This is a genomic window from Deinococcus sonorensis KR-87 (assembly GCF_040256395.1).
Classification (GTDB): domain Bacteria; phylum Deinococcota; class Deinococci; order Deinococcales; family Deinococcaceae; genus Deinococcus; species Deinococcus sonorensis.
In genome coordinates, this window is sequence record NZ_CP158299.1 from 2,354,834 (window position 1) to 2,370,292 (window position 15,459).

Genomic DNA, 15,459 nt, shown 5'->3' on the forward strand with positions numbered 1-15,459 from the left:
ATCCAGCAGCCGTCACCCCCCCCATCCATCCTGCTCGTTGAGGACAGCGAAGCGGACATTCTGCTGACGCAGATGACCTTCGATGACGCCGGGCTGAGCCAGGGCCTGCAGGTGGTGCATGACGGAGTGGAGGCGCTCAGCTATCTGCGCCACGAAACGCCGTACCGCAGCTGTCCGGACCCGGCGCTGGTGCTGCTGAGCCTGCACCTGCCGCGCCTGGACGGCCTGGAGGTGCTGACTCAGCTGGAACAGGACGGCACCCTCCGGCGGATTCCGGTGCTGGTGCTGCTGTCCTCGTGGAGCGATCAGGACCACCTGACGCCGCTGCCCGCTTCCTGCGGGTACCTGCTCAAGCCGATTGATGCCGGGGAACTGGCGGCCGCGTGGCAGCAGCTCAAACCCTGAAGTGAGGGTCAGGCGGGGTGCAGGCCGGCAAACTCCAGGCCGGTGGTCTCGCGCCAGCCCTGAGCGATGTTGAGGCTCTGAATGGCGTGACCGGCGGTGCCCTTGACCAGATTGTCGATGGCCGACATCAGCACCACCCGCCCGGTCTCCTGGTCCATCTCGAAGCCGATGTCGCAGTAGTTGGTGCCGTCCAGCAGCTTGGGGTCCGGGTAGCGGTGGATGCCCTTGTTGACCTTGACGATCCGGATGAATGGCTCCTGGCCGTACACCTCGCGGTAGGCGCCCCACACGTCACGTTCCGAGTAGCCGTCCGGTACCCACACATGGGCGGTGGTCAGGATGCCGCGCACCCGCGGCGTGCTGATGGCCGTCAGGTGCAGCGGGAAGCGTCCCGGCAGTTCCTGGATCGCCTCGGCGAGATGGCGGTGGCCGACCGGCTTGTACACCCGCAGCGAGCCCTCGCGCTCCGGATGGTGTGAAGCCTCGGTGGCGCTGGCGCCCGCCGCGCTGCTGCCCACCAGCCCGGTGGCCACGATGTCCTTGCCGCTGATGACGCCCAGCTCCAGCAGCGGATACAGCGCCAGGATCACGCTGGTGGCGAAACACCCGGCGCAGGCAATCCGGGTGGCCCCCTTCAGCTGCTCGCGGTGCAGCTCCGGATTGCCGTACACCCATGCCTGCAGCCGCTCGGGGGCCGGGTGGTCCTCGCCGTAGTACTTGCGGTACAGCTCCGGGTCCTTGATGCGGAAATCGGCCGACAAGTCAATGATGGTGCGGCCCAGCGCCTCGAACTGCTCAATGCGCTTGGCGGCGCTCCCGTGCGGCAGGGCCAGCACGATCACGTCGGCGGCCTCCAGTTCAGCCATTTTGCGGAACTTGAGGTTGCTGACCCCGCGCAGGTTCGGGTGCACGAAATGCACCGGGCTGCCGGCGTTGCGCTCGCTGGTGACCTGGGTAACGTTGAGGTGAGGGTGGGCCAGGGCCAGCCGCAGGAACTCACCGCCGGCATAGCCGGAGGCGCCCACGATGGCGACGGAAAGACGGTCAGTCGTGCTCATCAGTTCCAGTAAAGCACATGTGCAGGCAACGAATGGAAAGTGATCTACATAAAAAGGTGTCAAATGAAAAGCAACGTCGGCAAAGAACAGGACCCAGAGGCTATCCGCCCGCTGGGTCCCCTCTGTCTTCAGGTCGTCGGCTGGGGCTGGCCCAGCAGGCTCCGCGCGTATTCGGCCATCCGGCCGGGAATGTTGACGCCGGTGGTGCTCACCGAGTTCTTGAACTCCATGGTGTGGTTGATCTCGATGATCAGCAGGCCACGCTCCGGGTCCTCCACCAGATCAATCGCCACGATCTCGCCCTGCACCGCTGCCGCCGCCCGCACGCTCAGCTCGGCAATGTCTGGCGTGACCGGGCAGTTGCTGGCCTTGGCGCCGCGCGCCGTGTTGGTGATCCAGTGCTCGCTGGTGCGGTAGATCGCGCCGATGCACTCGCCGCCGATCACGAAGGCGCGGATGTCGCGCTCCGGCTTGCGGATCAGCTCCTGAATGTAGAAGATGCCGTGCTGCGGTCCGCCCAGCACCTCCTTGTGCTCAATGATGGCCTCGGCCACGTCACGGTCGTTGACCCGGCTGACCATCCGGCCCCAGCTGCCCACCGTGGGCTTGATGACCACCGGGTAGCCGAGCTGCTCGCACAGCTGGAGCGCGGCCTCGCCGTCCACGGCCACGCCGGTACGCGGGGTGGGCAGGCCGGCGGCGTACAGCCGCGCGTTGGTGGCCAGCTTGTCGCCGCACAGCTCGATGACGTGGGCCGGGTTGATCACGTGCACGCCGAAGGCTTCCAGCGCCCGCGTGACCGCGTGGCCCCGGCTCTGCGACACGCAGCGCTCCAGCGCCACCTTCCACGGCACCTGCGCGGCGCCGGCCGCATCGAAGGTCAGCGTCAGCTGCGGCGCGTACACCTTGTCGTAGGGGACGCCCAGAGCATCCAGGGCTTCGAAGAGCATCCGCTCGTCGGGGCGGATCCGGTCATAGATGATGGCGAGGTTGGCCATAGCACCCTTTCAGCAGCGGGCGGCCGGCCCGGCCCCGCTGGGGGTGCCGGGTGCAGCCGCCCTGCCTGCTTACTCGCCCCAGTCCTCGGCTTCCTGGGGGGCCAGGCTGAGGGTGTTGGGATTCAGGTTGGTGACTTCCAGCTCGCTGCCGCAGCTGTCGCAGATCACCAGTTCGCCGAGCTCCGGGGTGTTCAGGTTGATGGGGTTGCCGCATTCGGGGCATTCAAAGCCGGTCAGGTCCAAGTTCGTCATGTCAACGCTCCTGATATCAGATGGGGGGCCCGTGGGGGCACAGGGGTCTAGGCTTAGGCCTGCGGGTGGGTGCCGTCTTCCTCGAATTCCAGCTCGATCTGGGCGTGGCAGTGGGGGCACTCCACCACCGCCGAGTCCTCGATCATGTCCTCGGTAACGTCAAATTCCTCGCCGCAGTTCGGGCAGGTGGTCAGGATGCCCAGCAGCACGAAGTCCAGTTCGTCGCCTTCCTTGCGGGTGAGTTCCAGTTCGGCGTTGCAGTTGTCACAGACCACCGCGTCTCCGAGCTGCAGCTCCGCACGGTCCTGCTCGGTCAGCTCCAGCACCTCATCGCAGATGGGGCAGACGATCTCCAGGATGCTCATGCCGCCATTCTAAGGCGGGAAGCGCGGGTCAGCGGTTCACGGGTCCGCCTCCTGCTCGCCGGGAAAGCGCTGGTATTTGCGATAGAAGGCCAGGATGCTGCCCTCGCGCAGCGCTTCCCGCAGGAACTCGGGCGGCGGCGTCAGCTGAAAGACCTCCTCCCCGCGCGTCAGGCGGCCGCTCTCCACATCCAGGCTCACCTCGTCGCCGTCGTGCAGCACGCCGGTCAGGTCCGCCTCGAAGGCCGGGATGCCCAGGTTCAGCAGGTTGCGGTAGTGAATCCGCGCGAAGCTGGGCGCGATGATGCCCCCGATGCGCAGCTTCTTGAGCGCCTGCGGGGCATACTCGCGGCTGCTGCCCAGGCCCCAGTTGCGCCCCCCGATCAGCACGTCCCCCTCCTGAACCTCGGCGGCAAACTCCGGGCGGATGTAATGGAAGGCGAACGTCTGAAAGAGATCCTCGCCGGCCATGAAGGGGGCGAACTTGCCGGGCAGGATGTCGTCGGTGTTGACGCTGTCTCCAAATTTCCAGATACGGGGCATACAGGGTTCCTTTGCGGGCTCAGGCGCTGACTGGCCGGACATCTTCCGGCAGCGCGATCTCGCCCCGGATGGCGGTGGCGGCGGCCACGGCGGGGGAGGCCAGGTAGATCCTGGCGTCCTTGTCGCCCATGCGGCCAATGAAGTTGCGGTTCGAGGTGCTGACGCAGACCTCGCCGGGAGCCAGCACCCCTTGGTGGCGGCCCATGCAGGGCCCGCAGCCGGGGGTGCCCAGCACCGCGCCCGCCTGCATCAGCGTCAGCAGGGTGCCGTCCTGCAGGGCCGACTCCATCACCTGACTGCTGGCCGGAATCACCAGCAGGCGGGTGTGCGCCGCGACCCGCTGGCCGCGCAGCACCTCGGCGGCGGCGTGCAGGTCCTCGATGCGCCCGTTGGTGCAGGTGCCGATGAACACCTGATCCACCCTCAATCCGCGCAGGTCCGCCACGTCGTGCACGTTGTCCACCTCGCTGGGGGCGCTCATGCGCGGGGCAAGCGAGGACAGATCCAGCACGACCTCGCGGACGTAGGTGGCCCCCTCGTCCGGGTAGACCCACGCCGGAACGTCGTACAGGTCCAGAATCTCGCCGCCCGGCACCACCAGCCCGGTCTTGGCCCCGGCCTCCACGCACAGGTTGGCCAGCGTCATGCGCTCGCCGCGCGTGAAGCGGTCTCCGGCGTGCATCTCGATGCTCATGTAGGTGGCCCCGTCGGCCCCGAGCTGCCGGATCATCTCCAGCGCCGCGTCCTTGGCGCTCACGCCGGGGCGCAGCTCACCGGTGAAGGTCACCTTGACGCTTTCCGGCACCCGCAGCCAGGTCTTGCCGCTGGCGGCCGCCAGGGCGATGTCGGTGGCGCCCATGCCGGTGCCGAAGGCCGCCACCGCGCCGTAGGTGGTGCTGTGGCTGTCGCTGCCCAGCACGATCCAGCCGGGCCGGGCCAGGCCTTCCTCCATCAGCACCTGATGGCAGATGCCGCGCCCCACGTCGAAGAGCCGCACGCCGGTGGCCGCAGCGTACTCGCGGGCCTCCTTCTGCGCCTGCGCCACGCTGACGGTGCTGGCGGGCGCCACATGATCCACCACGATGCTCACCCGCTCCGGGTACTTCGGGACGGCGTTCAGGTCCTGCTGCATCCGCTGGATGAAGCTCTGCGCGATGCTGTCCACCACCATCACCTGATCCACCTCCACCACCGCGAGGTCGCCGGCGTACACCGTCTGCCGGCCGCGCCGCGACAGGATCTTCTCGGCCATGGTCTGGGGCCGGTGTGGCTGGGGGAAGGCTGTGTCTGGGCTGCTCATGGGTCTATTCTCCTGCGACTTGAGAGGGGGAACTGGCATCTGGGCCTTGGTGCTCAGCGGGGGCGGCGGTTCATGGCCCAGCCGACCAGCCCGCCCAGCACGATGCCCCAGAAGGGGCTCCCCAGCCCCAGCAAGCTGAGGCCCGACGCGGTCACGATCAGGGTCAGGGCGGCGGCTTCGCGCCAGCGCGGGTCCGAGAGGGCGTCCACCGTGCTGGCGATGATGGTGCCGATCAGCGCCAGCCCGGCCAGCGCCGTGATCAGGCTGACCGGCAGCGCCGCGATGGCCCCCGAGACCAGCCCGGCAAAGACGCCCAGCAACAGATAGAAGAAGGCGTTGGCCAGCCCCGCCACGTAGCGCCGCTGCGGGTCCGGATGCGCCTCGGGGCCGGTGCAGATGGCGGCCGTGATGGCGGCCAGCGTGACGGTATGGCTCCCGAACGGGGCGGCCAGAAACGACGACAGCCCGGTGCTGGTGATCAGCGGCGAGACCGGCACCTGTCCGTACCCGCTCGCCTTCAGGTTGGCCGCGCCCGGCAGGTTCTGGGACGCCAGCGTGACCAGCGTCATGGGAAGCGCCAGCACCAGCAGGCCCGCCACGGTGAAGGCGGGCGCCGTGAAGTGCGGAAAGCCGAAGACGCCGCTGCCGCTCCCCAGCTGCACCTGACCCGCCGCCAGGGCCGCCGCCACCCCGGTCACCAGCGCCAGCAGCACCGCGTAGCGCGGCAGCCAGACGCGGCCCAGCAGGTAGGCCAGCAGCATGCTGCCCACCGTGACCGGCTGGGTGGGCAGCACCCGGAAGGCATTCAGCGCGAAGGGGAGCAGCAGGCCCGCCAGCAGCCCGGCGGCCAGCGGCGCCGGAATGCGGCGCACCAGCCGCTCGAACAGGCCACTGAGCCCCAGCGCGGTGATGATGGCCGCGCTGATCAGGTAGCTGCCGATCATCTCCGGGTAGCTGAGCCGGCCCGCCTCCGACACGATCAGCGCCAGCCCCGGCGTGCTCCAGGCGGTGACGATCGGCGCCCGGTACCGCCAGCTGAGCAGCGCCCCCGGCACGGCGATGCCCACATACACGCTCCAGACCCAGCTGGTGGTCTGGGCCGGACTGAGGTGGGCCAGCTGCGCCGCCTGGAACACCAGGCCGATGCTGCTGGAGAAGCCCACCAGCACCGCCACGAAGCCCGCCAGGATGGCGGAAAAGGAACTGTCGCGGCGCAGCGACTGCAGCTGGGCAGGCAGGGCGGTCATGGGCGAGGCGTCCGCAGCGGCTCGGCCGGGCCGCCCACCCAGACGCTGCGGGCCGTGGCGCCGTTCAGGTCCGCCTGGGCGCTCAGGCGTGACGGGCGGCCGGTGGCGCGCCCCTGGCTGGCCCGGATCAGGGTGTCCTGCGCGCTGACGTGGCCCAGCAGGCTCAGGCCCGCCACCAGCGAGGCGTAGGTGTTGCTGCTGGCATTGTCCTCCAGAAAGCCCTTCAGTGGCGCAAAGTAGCGGAAGTCGGCGTGCAGGCCCCGGGCGGCGCGGGTGGTGTAGGCCAGCAGCCCGGTGGTCCCGGTCGCGTGCCCCAGCGCCGCGATGGCCTCGCGGTCCGGGTGGATGGCGTCCAGCGCCTCACCGTCCTGCACCGCCAGCAGCAGGTTGGGCCGTCCGGCGCTGGCGATCAGCACCGGTAAAGCCGTGTCCAGCTGATCGGGGGTCAGGCCGACGGCATAGGCCAGGGCGTCGGCTGAGGGCGTCGTGGCCAGCACTTCAGCGGTAGCATCCCCCTGCCGCAGCATCCACTCGCCGCCGCACAGCTGGGCCGGGAATTCCTGGCCCTTCATCCAGACGCTGCTGACGTCGGCAATGCGGCCCTGCCCGAACAGCCACGCCAGGGCCGCCAGCGCGCCGCTGTCGCTCTCGCCCTTTTCCCGCTCGGGCGTGAAGGCGCGCAGGGAGATACCGCTGTCGTTCAGGTCCGTGACAAACATGCTGACCGGCGCCCCGGAGGTGGCGGCCATGGCCTGCATTTCCAGGTCGTCCAGACGTTCGGCGCCCGGGTGCAGCGCGATCAGCTTGCCGCCCTCGGTGCCCGGCTGGGCGTACACGCGGTAGAGGTGAAGGGAAGTGGGTTCGGTCATCGGTTCATCCTGACACCCCGTGAGCGGGGCGCCCACTCAGGCGCTCACCCACTCACGCAGCACCTTTTCCAGGTGGGCGTCGTCCAGCTCGTCATGCTCGGCCAGCGCCTTGATGTGGTCGGTGACGTCGGCGCAGCGCATCCTCGCCGTAGTGCAGGCCCAGCTCGCGCGCCTTGTACGCAATGGCGTGCTTGCCGGTCACCTTGCTGGCCGCCTGAATGCGCCGGCCCACACCGAACACGCCCGGCGGAATCGCCTCGTAGGCGCCGGGGTTCAGATAGATGGCCTTCAGGTGCATGCCGGCCTTGTGGTTGTAGGCAAATTCGCCGGTCAGGTAGTTGTTCCAGGGAATCGGCAGGCCCACCATCCGCGCGATCATGCGGTCCAGTTCCGGCAGCATCTCCAGGTTGTACTTCTCGATCAGGCCCTGCGGGTCGAAGGTGAACATCCGCGCCAGGAAGCCGCCCAGCGGCGTGATGCCGTTGCGCTCCCCGATGCCCAGGATGGTGGTGTCAATGTGGGTGGCGCCCGCCTCGATGGCCTCGTAGGCGTTGCTGACCGCGCAGCCGGTGTCGTTGTGGCCGTGGAACTCGATGTCGCAGCGGACCGCCTTCCTGACCTCCCGCACCAGCGCGTACACCTGCCGGGGCGTGGCCACGCCCACCGTGTCGGCCAGGCCCACGCGGTCCACCCCGATCTCGTCCACCGCGCGGTACACCTGCAGCAGATCGGCCTCCTCGCTGCGGAAGGTGTCCTCGGCGCTGAAGCGTACCTGCACGCCCTGGCTCTTGACCCAGCCCACCACCTCGCGGGCGGTCTCGATGATCTGCTCAATGCTCTTGCCGTGCGAGAACTCGCGCAGGAAGCTGCTGGTGCCGAACAGCAGGTCCAGGCCGTGCACGCCGGTGTCCACCGCCCGCCGGGCGTCCTCCATGTTGCAGCGCACATGCGTCAGGATGCGCGGCCGCAGCCCCAGCCCCACGAGCTTCTTCGTGTCGGCCACCGTCTGAGCGCTGACCATCGGAGTGGTCAGCTCGATGAATTCTGCTCCGAAGGCGTCCAGCGCCCGCGCGATCTCGATCTTGTCGTCGGTTTTGAAGTTGCCGCGCGCGAACTGCTCACCCTCGCGCAGCGTGGAATCGATGATGGCCCAGCTGTGGGCTGGAATCAGGGGGGCGGCTTCGGTCATGGTCACTCCTCGCGCCGTACGGCTCAGGGCCCAGCGTGCGCCACTGTAGCGCCAAGTCTTTCAATCGTCAACTGTAAGGGCCAGAATACTTATCACTTGTAATGTTTTCGTCCCGTACGGTGATCTTCAGGCGCCTTGGGCCGGGACTCACGCCACTTTGGGCAGGCAGCGCTCACAGTGGAACCATGACCACCACAGGAAAAACCGTCCACCAGCGTCCCCTCGGCAAGACTGGACTGCTGGTCGCGGAGATCGGCTACGGAGCCTGGGGCATCGGCGCGGATGCCTGGAAGGGCGCGCAGGATGACGAGAGCCTGTCCGCGCTGCGGCGCTACATCGAACTGGGCGGCAACTTCATCGACACGGCCATGGGGTACGGCAACGGCCACAGCGAGCGGCTGGTGGGTCAGGTGGCCCGCGACAACCCCGGCACGCTGGTCGCCACCAAGGTCAGCCCCAAGAACCGGCAGTGGCCGGCGGCACCCGGCACCACCGCCGACGAGGCGTTTCCCGCCGAGTACGTCATTCAGATGACCGAGGCCAGCCTGGAGCGGCTGGGCACGGACGCCATCGACGTGCAGCAGTTTCACGTCTGGAATGACAGCTGGCTGGGCGAGGGCAGCTGGCAGGACGCCGTGACCCAGCTGAAGCGCGACGGCAAAATCCGGCACTTTGGCATCAGCATCAACGACCATCAGCCGAACAACGCGGTGAAAGCGGTCGAGCAGGGCGTGGTGGAGACGGTACAGGTGATCTACAACGTCTTCGACCAGACGCCGCAGGACCGGCTGCTGGACGCCTGCCGGATGCACGGGGTGGGCGTGATCGTGCGGGTGGCGCTCGACGAGGGGGCGCTGACCGGTCACATCACCCCCGACACCACCTTCGACAAGGGGGACTTCCGCAGCAGCTATTTTGGCGGCAACCGCAAGCAGGAGCTGCAGGAGCACCTGCGTTCCATCGAGCAGACGCTGGGCATCACGACCGAACAGCTGCCCGAGACAGCCCTGCGCTTCGTGCTGAGCCACCCGGCGGTCAGCACCGTCATTGTGGGTATGCGCAGCGTGCGCAACGTGGAACGCAACATCACCCTGGCCGACGGGCGCGGGCTGCCGGACGCCCAGGTGAGGCAGCTGTACACCCAGCGCTGGGACCGCAACTGGTATCAGCCGGTCTGAGGGACAGGAAAGGGAAAGGGCGGGCCAGGATCCGGATCCTGGCCCGCCCTGTTCTCTGTCTTTAACGCGGCAGCGGGCGGTCGCGTTTGGGGCCGCCGTCGAAGCCGCCGCTGCGCTCGGCGCCCTCGCCACCCTCCTCCTCGCCGCCCAGGTCGCTGCCGGTGGCGCCGTTGGGGTCCCCAGGCCGGTCTCCTTCGAAGTCGTAGCTCACCAGGCGGCCATCGTCGAAGCTCGGCTGGTCATTGACGTTCTTCTGGTCGTCGGCGTCCTGATGGCGCCTGGACTGGTCATCCGACACCATGTCGGCCAGCAGATCCGGCGGAGCGCCCTCGTCCACCACCTCGCCGATCAGGGCCTGATTCTCGTCATCTCGTTCGGGTGTCATGTTCCCAGGCTAAGCGGCGAAGCTCCGGTCTACATCTGAGGGTCCTGTGGAATGATTTAGGCTTGCTCCGCCGCCTCGTCCTGCACTTCCCGGTCTGCTTCCGGCACCCCGTCCGGTACCGGCAGGCCAAGCTGGGGGTCCTCGATGAGGTCCGGGGCGTTGCCCTCCGGGTGGCGCTGGGCGTCGGCGTCCTGCTCCTGATGGGTGCGCGGGTCAGTCATAGGCCCCAGCCTACAGGACCGCGCCCGGGCAGCCGGCCGGGTGTGCTAGCGTCCAGACCGTGAACGGTACGGTGCCGACTTGACCCTCCCGCGTGGCCAATGGCCGCTGTATGCCGTGGGGTTCCTGGCCTTCTTCACCATGGGGCTGTTGCAGGCCGGCTACGGGCCCAGCTATCCCACCCTGGCGCGCGAGTTCCAGCTCACCCTGGACCGCGTGGCATTCGTGACCAGCCTGCATTTCTTCGGGTCGGCCAGCGGCCCGCTGCTGCTGGGCGTGCTGCTGACCCGCCTCAGCCTGCGCAACGGGCTGGGGCTGGGCTCGTTGCTGCTGGTGCTGGGGGTGGCGGGGGTGGCGCTCGCGTCCAGCTGGCCGCTGCTGCTGGCGGCAGCGCTGCTGGGCGGACTGGGGTTCGGGATGCTGTCGGCGGGCTTCAACCTGGTGTTTGCCGAGCTGGGGCCGGGGCCGGCCAACCTGGTCAACGGGGTGTTCGGGGTGGGGTCGGTGGTGTCGCCGCTGCTGGTGCTGGCGGCTGGCCAGCAGGCTCATGCCCCGCCCTTCTGGATGATCGGGGTGCTGGCGGCGGTGCTGGTGCCGGGGGTGCGGGTGCTGCGGCCCCGTCCGGTGCAGGCGGCGCAGGAACAGGGCGCCGACGGGTGGTCGCGGCCCCTGCTGGCGCTGTTTCTGCTGGCCTTTTTTCTGTATGTGGGCATCGAGACCGGGCTGGGCAGCTGGATCACCGCGTATCTGCAGGCCCAGCGCTCCCCCAGGCCGGAACTGATCACCAGCCTGTACTGGCTGGCCCTCACGGTGGGGCGGTTCGTCTTCGCGTTTCTGGGCAGCCGCGTGTCCATGTTCGCCACGCTGCTGTTCGGGTCGGCGGGGGCAGCGCTGTGTGCCCTGGCCGCCGCCCTGCCGGTCGCCGCGCCGGTGGCGTTCGTACTGGCGGGGTTCTGTGTGGCGCCGCTGTTCGCCACGCTGCTGTCGTGGCTGACCCGCGTGCTGCCCTCGACGCTGGCGCCGTATGCCCTGACGGTGGGCAGCCTGGGCGGCGCGGTGCTGCCGGCCCTGAGCGGCCTGCTGTCCCGCCAGTTCGGGATGGTGAGCATCCCGCTGACCAGCGCGGCGGTAGCGGCCCTGCTGCTGGCGCTGGTGCTGTTGATCCGGCGTCAGGCGGGCAGCTCACGCCCCCGCCAACCGCAACAGAGTTTGTAGACGGGGGGCCGGGCGTATGACACAATGCCTGCGTTCATTTTCGGTGAAGGCACGTCAAGTGGAGGCGGCATGGCACGTGAAATCAAGTTGACCCGCGAGGGTTTCAGCAGACTCGAACAGACCCTCAACAACGAGCGGGCCCGCCTGGAAGAGGCGACCCGGATTCTTCAGGAGCAGATGGAGGCCTCGGCCGACTTTGAGGATACCGGGCTGGAAGACGCCAAACGCGAGAAGCTGAACATCGAGACCCGCATCGAGGAACTTGAGGACACCCTGGCCCGCGCCACCCTGCTGGACGGCCACGCCGACACCGACCGGGTCAGCCTGGGCACCGTGGTGGTGCTGCAGAACGAGACCACCAGCAAGGAGATGCGCGTGCAGCTGGTCAGCGCCCCGGAAGCGGCCGTGCTGGGCGGCTCGCTGCCGCGCATCAGCGAGGACAGCCCGGTGGGCACCCAGTTGCTGGGCCGCCGCGCCGGCGAGACCTTCGTGGTCAACCTCGACAACGGCAAGCAGGTCAAGTACCGGGTCTCGGGCATCGAGTAACGCGGTTACGAAGAGGCGGGCCACTCTAGTTGGAGTGGCCCGCCTGTGTCTTGCCCGCCTCAGGCCTCGCGCCGGGTCAGCTGTTCGGCCAGCGTCAGGATCTGGCCAGCGGCGTCCTGGCCCGGCAGGCCAGCCAGGGCCGCAGACAGCAGCGTCAGCCCCTCGTCGCCCAGCCGGTTGGCCACCTCCTGCGCGTACTGCACCGAGCCGCTTTCGCGCAGCCACTCCAGCAGCGTCAGGATCTGCTGCGGGTCTTTGTCACTGCGGGTCCGGGCCATCTGCGCCAGGAAGGTGGCGCGCTGGTCTGCCGGGGCGTGGTCCAGCCAGTGCAGCACGATCAGGGTCCGCTTGCCCTCCAGCAGGTCGCCGCCGATCTCCTTGCCGTAGAGCGCCGCGTCTCCAATCAGGTTCAGCACGTCGTCGCGGATCTGGAAGGCCGCGCCCAGCGCCACGCCCGCCGCCTCGAAGCGCGGGTCCGGCGTGCGGCCCGCCACCACCGCGCCAAGCCGCAGCGGCACCACCACGGTGTAGTAGCCGGTCTTGAGCCGCACCATCTCCAGGTAATCGTCCGGATGCAGCTGCCACTCGCGGTGCTCCACCCACGCCAGGTCCACGTGCTGCCCCTCGGCGGTGCGGTGGATCATGTCCAGCACCTCGCTGAAGGCCCCCGGCACCCCCGCCTGCTGCACCGCGGCCCACATGTAGGCGTGGAGCGCGTCGCCGGCGTTCAGCGCCAGCGGCATGCCGTGCAGCCGGTGCAGGGCCGGCTGGCCGCGCCGGTCCTCCGAGTCGTCGGCGATGTCGTCGTGGATCAGCACCCAGTTCTGAAACAGTTCCAGGGCCGTCGCCAGCCACAGCGCCGATTCCCAGGCCGCGCTGCCCGGCTGCACCCCGTGCGCCTGCGCCGACAGCAGCAGCAGTTCCGAGCGCACGCCCTTGCCCCCGCGCTGCGGGTAGTCGCGCATCATGCGGTAGAGCAGCTGGACTTCGGGTCGCTGGTGGGTGCCGGGCAGCAGGGCCTCCACGCGCTTCAACAGGTCGGGGCGCATCGGGGGAAGTGTAGCGCGGCCGTCAGCCGGGGGCGCCCAGGCAGCGCAGCGCCGGGTGATGGGTGGCCGGCCACTCAGCCCGAAGGGTCCGGTTCAGGGCCGGGCCGGACAGCCGGCCCACCGGCGCTACCCCCAGGCCTGCACCGCACAGCCACAGGTGCTCCATGTTCTGCACCACCTCCAGGGTCACGTTCACTGCTTCCGCCTGCACGCCCAATTCATCCAGCCACGCGGCCCGCGTAACGCTCGGCAGGCCGCCCGCCGGCACCCACCACTGCCCGCCGCTGTGCAGCAGCAGCCCGCTGCGCGAGCCGTCCACCCAGGCGCCGCCCGCGTCCTGCAGCAGCGCTTCCTGGGCGCCGTGGGCCGCGGCCTCACGCGCCGCCAGCCGGTAGGGGAGATAGTTGCCGGTCTTGTGCTGCCCCAGGTGCGGATGCACCTGCACGCCACTCAGGTAGACGCTCAGGCCGGTGTATGGCACCGGTTCCGGCACCAGCGGCCGGTGCGACCAGAACTGGCCCTGCTCCGTCACGGTCAGGCGCAGCAGGCCCCAGGGCAGCGGGTCCAGCGGCGGCAGGGCCGGGTCCGGCGCCGGCAGACCCAGCAGGGCGCAAGTGGACTCCAGCCGCGCCAGGTGCCGCTCCCACAGCAATGGCTCTCCCTGCCGGGTGCGGACGGTGGTGAAAGCGCTGTGCCCGTGCAGCCAGGCCGGGTGGTTCAGCTCTGCCGGCAGCGGCCGGCTCACCGGGCCGCCACGGCGGCGCGGGCCAGCGTCAGCCAGTTGTGCAGCAGCTGCCGTCCCGGGCGGCTCAGCACGCTTTCCGGATGAAACTGCACCCCCCAGGCCGGCGCATGGGCCGCCTCCAGCGCCATGATCTCGCCGGTGGCCGACGTGGCCGTGACGCGGGCCGGGGCCGGGAGCCGCTCCACGATCAGCGAGTGGTAGCGGGTGAACTCGGCGTCCGGCGCAACGCCCTCGAACAGCCCGGTGCCGGCGTGCCGCACCCGCTCCGGCTTGCCGTGGATGGCCGCTGGCGCCCGGGTGACGGTGCCGCCCAGCGCCTCGCCCAGCGCCTGATGCCCCAGGCACACGCCCAGCAGCGGCAGGCCCAGGTCCAGGCAGCGGCGGGTCAAGGGCAGCGTGACGCCGGAGGTCTGCGGGGTGCCGGGGCCCGGACCGATGAGCACGGCGTCCGGCCGCAGCGCCAGCAGGTCGTCCAGACGGGCCGTGTGATCCCGCAGCAGCACCTCGGCGCCCAGCGCGGCCAGATCGTGCGCCAGATTCTGCGTGAACGAATCGAAGTTGTCGAGGAGCAGCACGCGCATGGGGTGCTGGCCCGGCGCTGGGGGAGGCCGCCACCCCACCCCTGGACGCGGCGCGGCGGGCGGCTGGCCGGGGCGCTGCGTTCCCGCCAGCACGTTCAGGAGCGCCTGGGCCTTATGGACCGTCTCCTGTGTCTCCGGCCCGCCGGCGGAGTCCATCACGATGCCGCCACCCGCGCGCACCTCCACGATCCAGCCGCCCGGAGCCGGCGCGAAGGCCGCCGTGCGGATCAGGATGTTCAGCTCGGCTCGCTTCCCGCTGACCACACCCACGCTGCCGGTGTACCAGCCGCGCGGCCCCGGCTCCAGCTCACGGATCGCCTGCATCACCCGGCGTTTGGGCGCCCCGGTGATGGTGCCGCCCGGAAAGGTGGCCTGCAGCAGCCCTGCCACATCCAGATCGGGGCGGGCCACGCCCTCCACCTCGCTCACCAGATGCATCACGTGGCTGTAGCGCTCCACCAGCATCAGGTCCGGCACCTGCACCGTCCCCGGCGCCGACACCCAGCCGAGGTCGTGGCGGATCAGGTCCACCAGCATCAGGTGCTCGGCCTGCTCCTTCGGGCTGGCCCGCAGCTCCCGTTCCAGCCGCTCGTCCTGCGGGGGAGTTTCGCCGCGCGGATGGGTCCCGGCGATGGGCCGCGCCGTCACCCGGTGGCCTTCCCAGCGGGTCAGCTGCTCGGGACTGCAGGACACCACCACGCCGTCACCCAGCTCGGCGTAGGCCATGTACGGGCTGGGGTTGTTGTCGCGCAGCCGCAGGTAGGCGGCCAGCGGATCGCCCTGCGCGCTGGCCCGCACCCCGCGCGACAGGTTGACCTGATACACCTCGCCCGCCAGGATCAGCTGCTGGACCGCCGCCACGCCCGCCGGGTAGTCCAGGTCGTCCGGGGAAAAGGCCCCGACCGTCAGCTCCGGGTCCGGTGCCTCTGGCCCACCTAGAAGTGCCACCCAGTCCAGGTGCGCCTCGCCCATCAGCGTCAGCGAGTCGGTCTGCCGGTCCCAGATCAGCCCGCTGGGATGCCAGCCCCAGTGCTGGGCCGGTCCGGTTGGCGGGTGGGTGGGCAGGCCCCAGCCGGCGGCGGCCTCGTACTGCAGGCCGCCCAGCCACGCCGGAAAGAACGCTTCACCGTCCGGGCGCGGCGGCAGGTCGTGGATGAGTTGCACCGGCGCGGCGCTCAGCAGGGTGTAGCGCGAGGTGGGCGTGACCGGCCCCAGCGACTCCAGCAGCACGATGCCCGGCACGCCGGCGGCCCGCAGCCGCAGCAGGACCTGGCGTGGGCTGAGCCGGGGCAGCATCGTCACGGCCCCGAGTATAGCC

Annotated in this window: 17 protein-coding genes and 1 pseudogene; 4 read left to right on the forward strand and 14 right to left on the reverse strand. The window is 69.6% G+C overall.

Annotated features, from left to right (window positions below):
• The first annotated feature begins 72 nt into the window (after nt 1-72).
• Nucleotides 73-405, forward strand: coding sequence for a response regulator (locus ABOD76_RS16845; RefSeq protein ID WP_350243118.1), 333 nt, complete (start codon nt 73-75; stop codon nt 403-405).
• A gap of 8 nt (nt 406-413) precedes the next feature.
• Here ABOD76_RS16845 and argC read toward each other — a convergent pair whose 3' ends face one another.
• From argC to lysS, 9 genes and pseudogenes are all read right to left on the reverse strand, one after another.
• Nucleotides 414-1,463: an N-acetyl-gamma-glutamyl-phosphate reductase gene (argC, locus tag ABOD76_RS16850; protein ID WP_350243119.1), complete on the reverse strand. Its 1,050-nt coding sequence runs from the start codon at nt 1,461-1,463 to the stop codon at nt 414-416.
• Nucleotides 1,464-1,591: 128 nt separating this feature from the next.
• Nucleotides 1,592-2,461 carry a lysine biosynthesis protein LysX gene (lysX, locus tag ABOD76_RS16855; protein ID WP_350243120.1) on the reverse strand — a complete coding sequence of 290 codons (870 nt, stop codon included), beginning with the start codon at nt 2,459-2,461 and terminating at the stop codon, nt 1,592-1,594.
• A 69-nt stretch (nt 2,462-2,530) separates the two neighbouring features.
• Complete coding sequence (lysW, locus tag ABOD76_RS16860) at nt 2,531-2,713, reverse strand: lysine biosynthesis protein LysW (protein WP_350243121.1); 183 nt, start codon at nt 2,711-2,713, stop codon at nt 2,531-2,533.
• 53 nt (nt 2,714-2,766) lie between these two features.
• Nucleotides 2,767-3,078, reverse strand: a complete 312-nt coding sequence (locus tag ABOD76_RS16865; protein WP_350243122.1) for a hypothetical protein — start codon at nt 3,076-3,078, stop codon at nt 2,767-2,769.
• A gap of 36 nt (nt 3,079-3,114) precedes the next feature.
• A complete protein-coding gene (locus ABOD76_RS16870) occupies nt 3,115-3,618 on the reverse strand; it encodes a homoaconitate hydratase (RefSeq protein WP_350243123.1) in 504 nt (167 codons plus the stop codon).
• 19 nt (nt 3,619-3,637) lie between these two features.
• On the reverse strand, nt 3,638-4,918 hold the full coding sequence (locus ABOD76_RS16875) for a homoaconitate hydratase family protein (RefSeq protein ID WP_350243124.1): 1,281 nt from the start codon (nt 4,916-4,918) through the stop codon (nt 3,638-3,640).
• 53 nt (nt 4,919-4,971) lie between these two features.
• On the reverse strand, nt 4,972-6,165 hold the full coding sequence (locus ABOD76_RS16880) for a benzoate/H(+) symporter BenE family transporter (RefSeq protein WP_350243125.1): 1,194 nt from the start codon (nt 6,163-6,165) through the stop codon (nt 4,972-4,974).
• A complete protein-coding gene (locus ABOD76_RS16885; RefSeq protein WP_350243126.1) occupies nt 6,162-7,034 on the reverse strand; it encodes a PhzF family phenazine biosynthesis protein in 873 nt (290 codons plus the stop codon). The genes ABOD76_RS16880 and ABOD76_RS16885 overlap by 4 nt, the downstream gene beginning before the upstream one ends.
• Before the next feature lie 36 nt (nt 7,035-7,070).
• A pseudogene (gene lysS / locus ABOD76_RS16890) lies at nt 7,071-8,223 on the reverse strand (homocitrate synthase).
• 185 nt (nt 8,224-8,408) lie between these two features.
• Here lysS and ABOD76_RS16895 point away from each other — a divergent pair.
• Nucleotides 8,409-9,401: an aldo/keto reductase gene (locus ABOD76_RS16895; RefSeq protein ID WP_350243127.1), complete on the forward strand. Its 993-nt coding sequence runs from the start codon at nt 8,409-8,411 to the stop codon at nt 9,399-9,401.
• Nucleotides 9,402-9,462: 61 nt separating this feature from the next.
• Here ABOD76_RS16895 and ABOD76_RS16900 read toward each other — a convergent pair whose 3' ends face one another.
• A complete protein-coding gene (locus ABOD76_RS16900) occupies nt 9,463-9,786 on the reverse strand; it encodes a hypothetical protein (RefSeq protein ID WP_350243128.1) in 324 nt (107 codons plus the stop codon).
• Nucleotides 9,787-9,842: 56 nt separating this feature from the next.
• Nucleotides 9,843-10,007, reverse strand: coding sequence for a hypothetical protein (locus ABOD76_RS16905; protein ID WP_350243129.1), 165 nt, complete (start codon nt 10,005-10,007; stop codon nt 9,843-9,845).
• Between the two features lie 79 nt (nt 10,008-10,086).
• Here ABOD76_RS16905 and ABOD76_RS16910 point away from each other — a divergent pair, with 79 nt between their 5' ends.
• Nucleotides 10,087-11,220, forward strand: a complete 1,134-nt coding sequence (locus tag ABOD76_RS16910; RefSeq protein WP_350243130.1) for an MFS transporter — start codon at nt 10,087-10,089, stop codon at nt 11,218-11,220.
• Between the two features lie 69 nt (nt 11,221-11,289).
• On the forward strand, nt 11,290-11,766 hold the full coding sequence (locus ABOD76_RS16915) for a GreA/GreB family elongation factor (protein ID WP_350243131.1): 477 nt from the start codon (nt 11,290-11,292) through the stop codon (nt 11,764-11,766).
• A gap of 59 nt (nt 11,767-11,825) precedes the next feature.
• Here the strand turns inward: ABOD76_RS16915 and ABOD76_RS16920 are convergent, their stop codons facing one another.
• Genes ABOD76_RS16920 through ABOD76_RS16930 form a run of 3 tightly spaced genes read right to left on the reverse strand, consistent with a single transcriptional unit; the run spans nt 11,826 to nt 15,437 of the window.
• Entirely contained in the window at nt 11,826-12,815 is a 990-nt protein-coding gene (locus ABOD76_RS16920) for a polyprenyl synthetase family protein (protein WP_350243132.1), read from the reverse strand.
• A gap of 22 nt (nt 12,816-12,837) precedes the next feature.
• On the reverse strand, nt 12,838-13,560 hold the full coding sequence (locus ABOD76_RS16925; protein ID WP_350243133.1) for an aminotransferase class IV: 723 nt from the start codon (nt 13,558-13,560) through the stop codon (nt 12,838-12,840).
• A complete protein-coding gene (locus ABOD76_RS16930; protein ID WP_350245298.1) occupies nt 13,557-15,437 on the reverse strand; it encodes a chorismate-binding protein in 1,881 nt (626 codons plus the stop codon). Before ABOD76_RS16930 ends, ABOD76_RS16925 begins: the two co-directional genes overlap by 4 nt.
• Between the last annotated feature and the right edge of the window lie 22 nt (nt 15,438-15,459).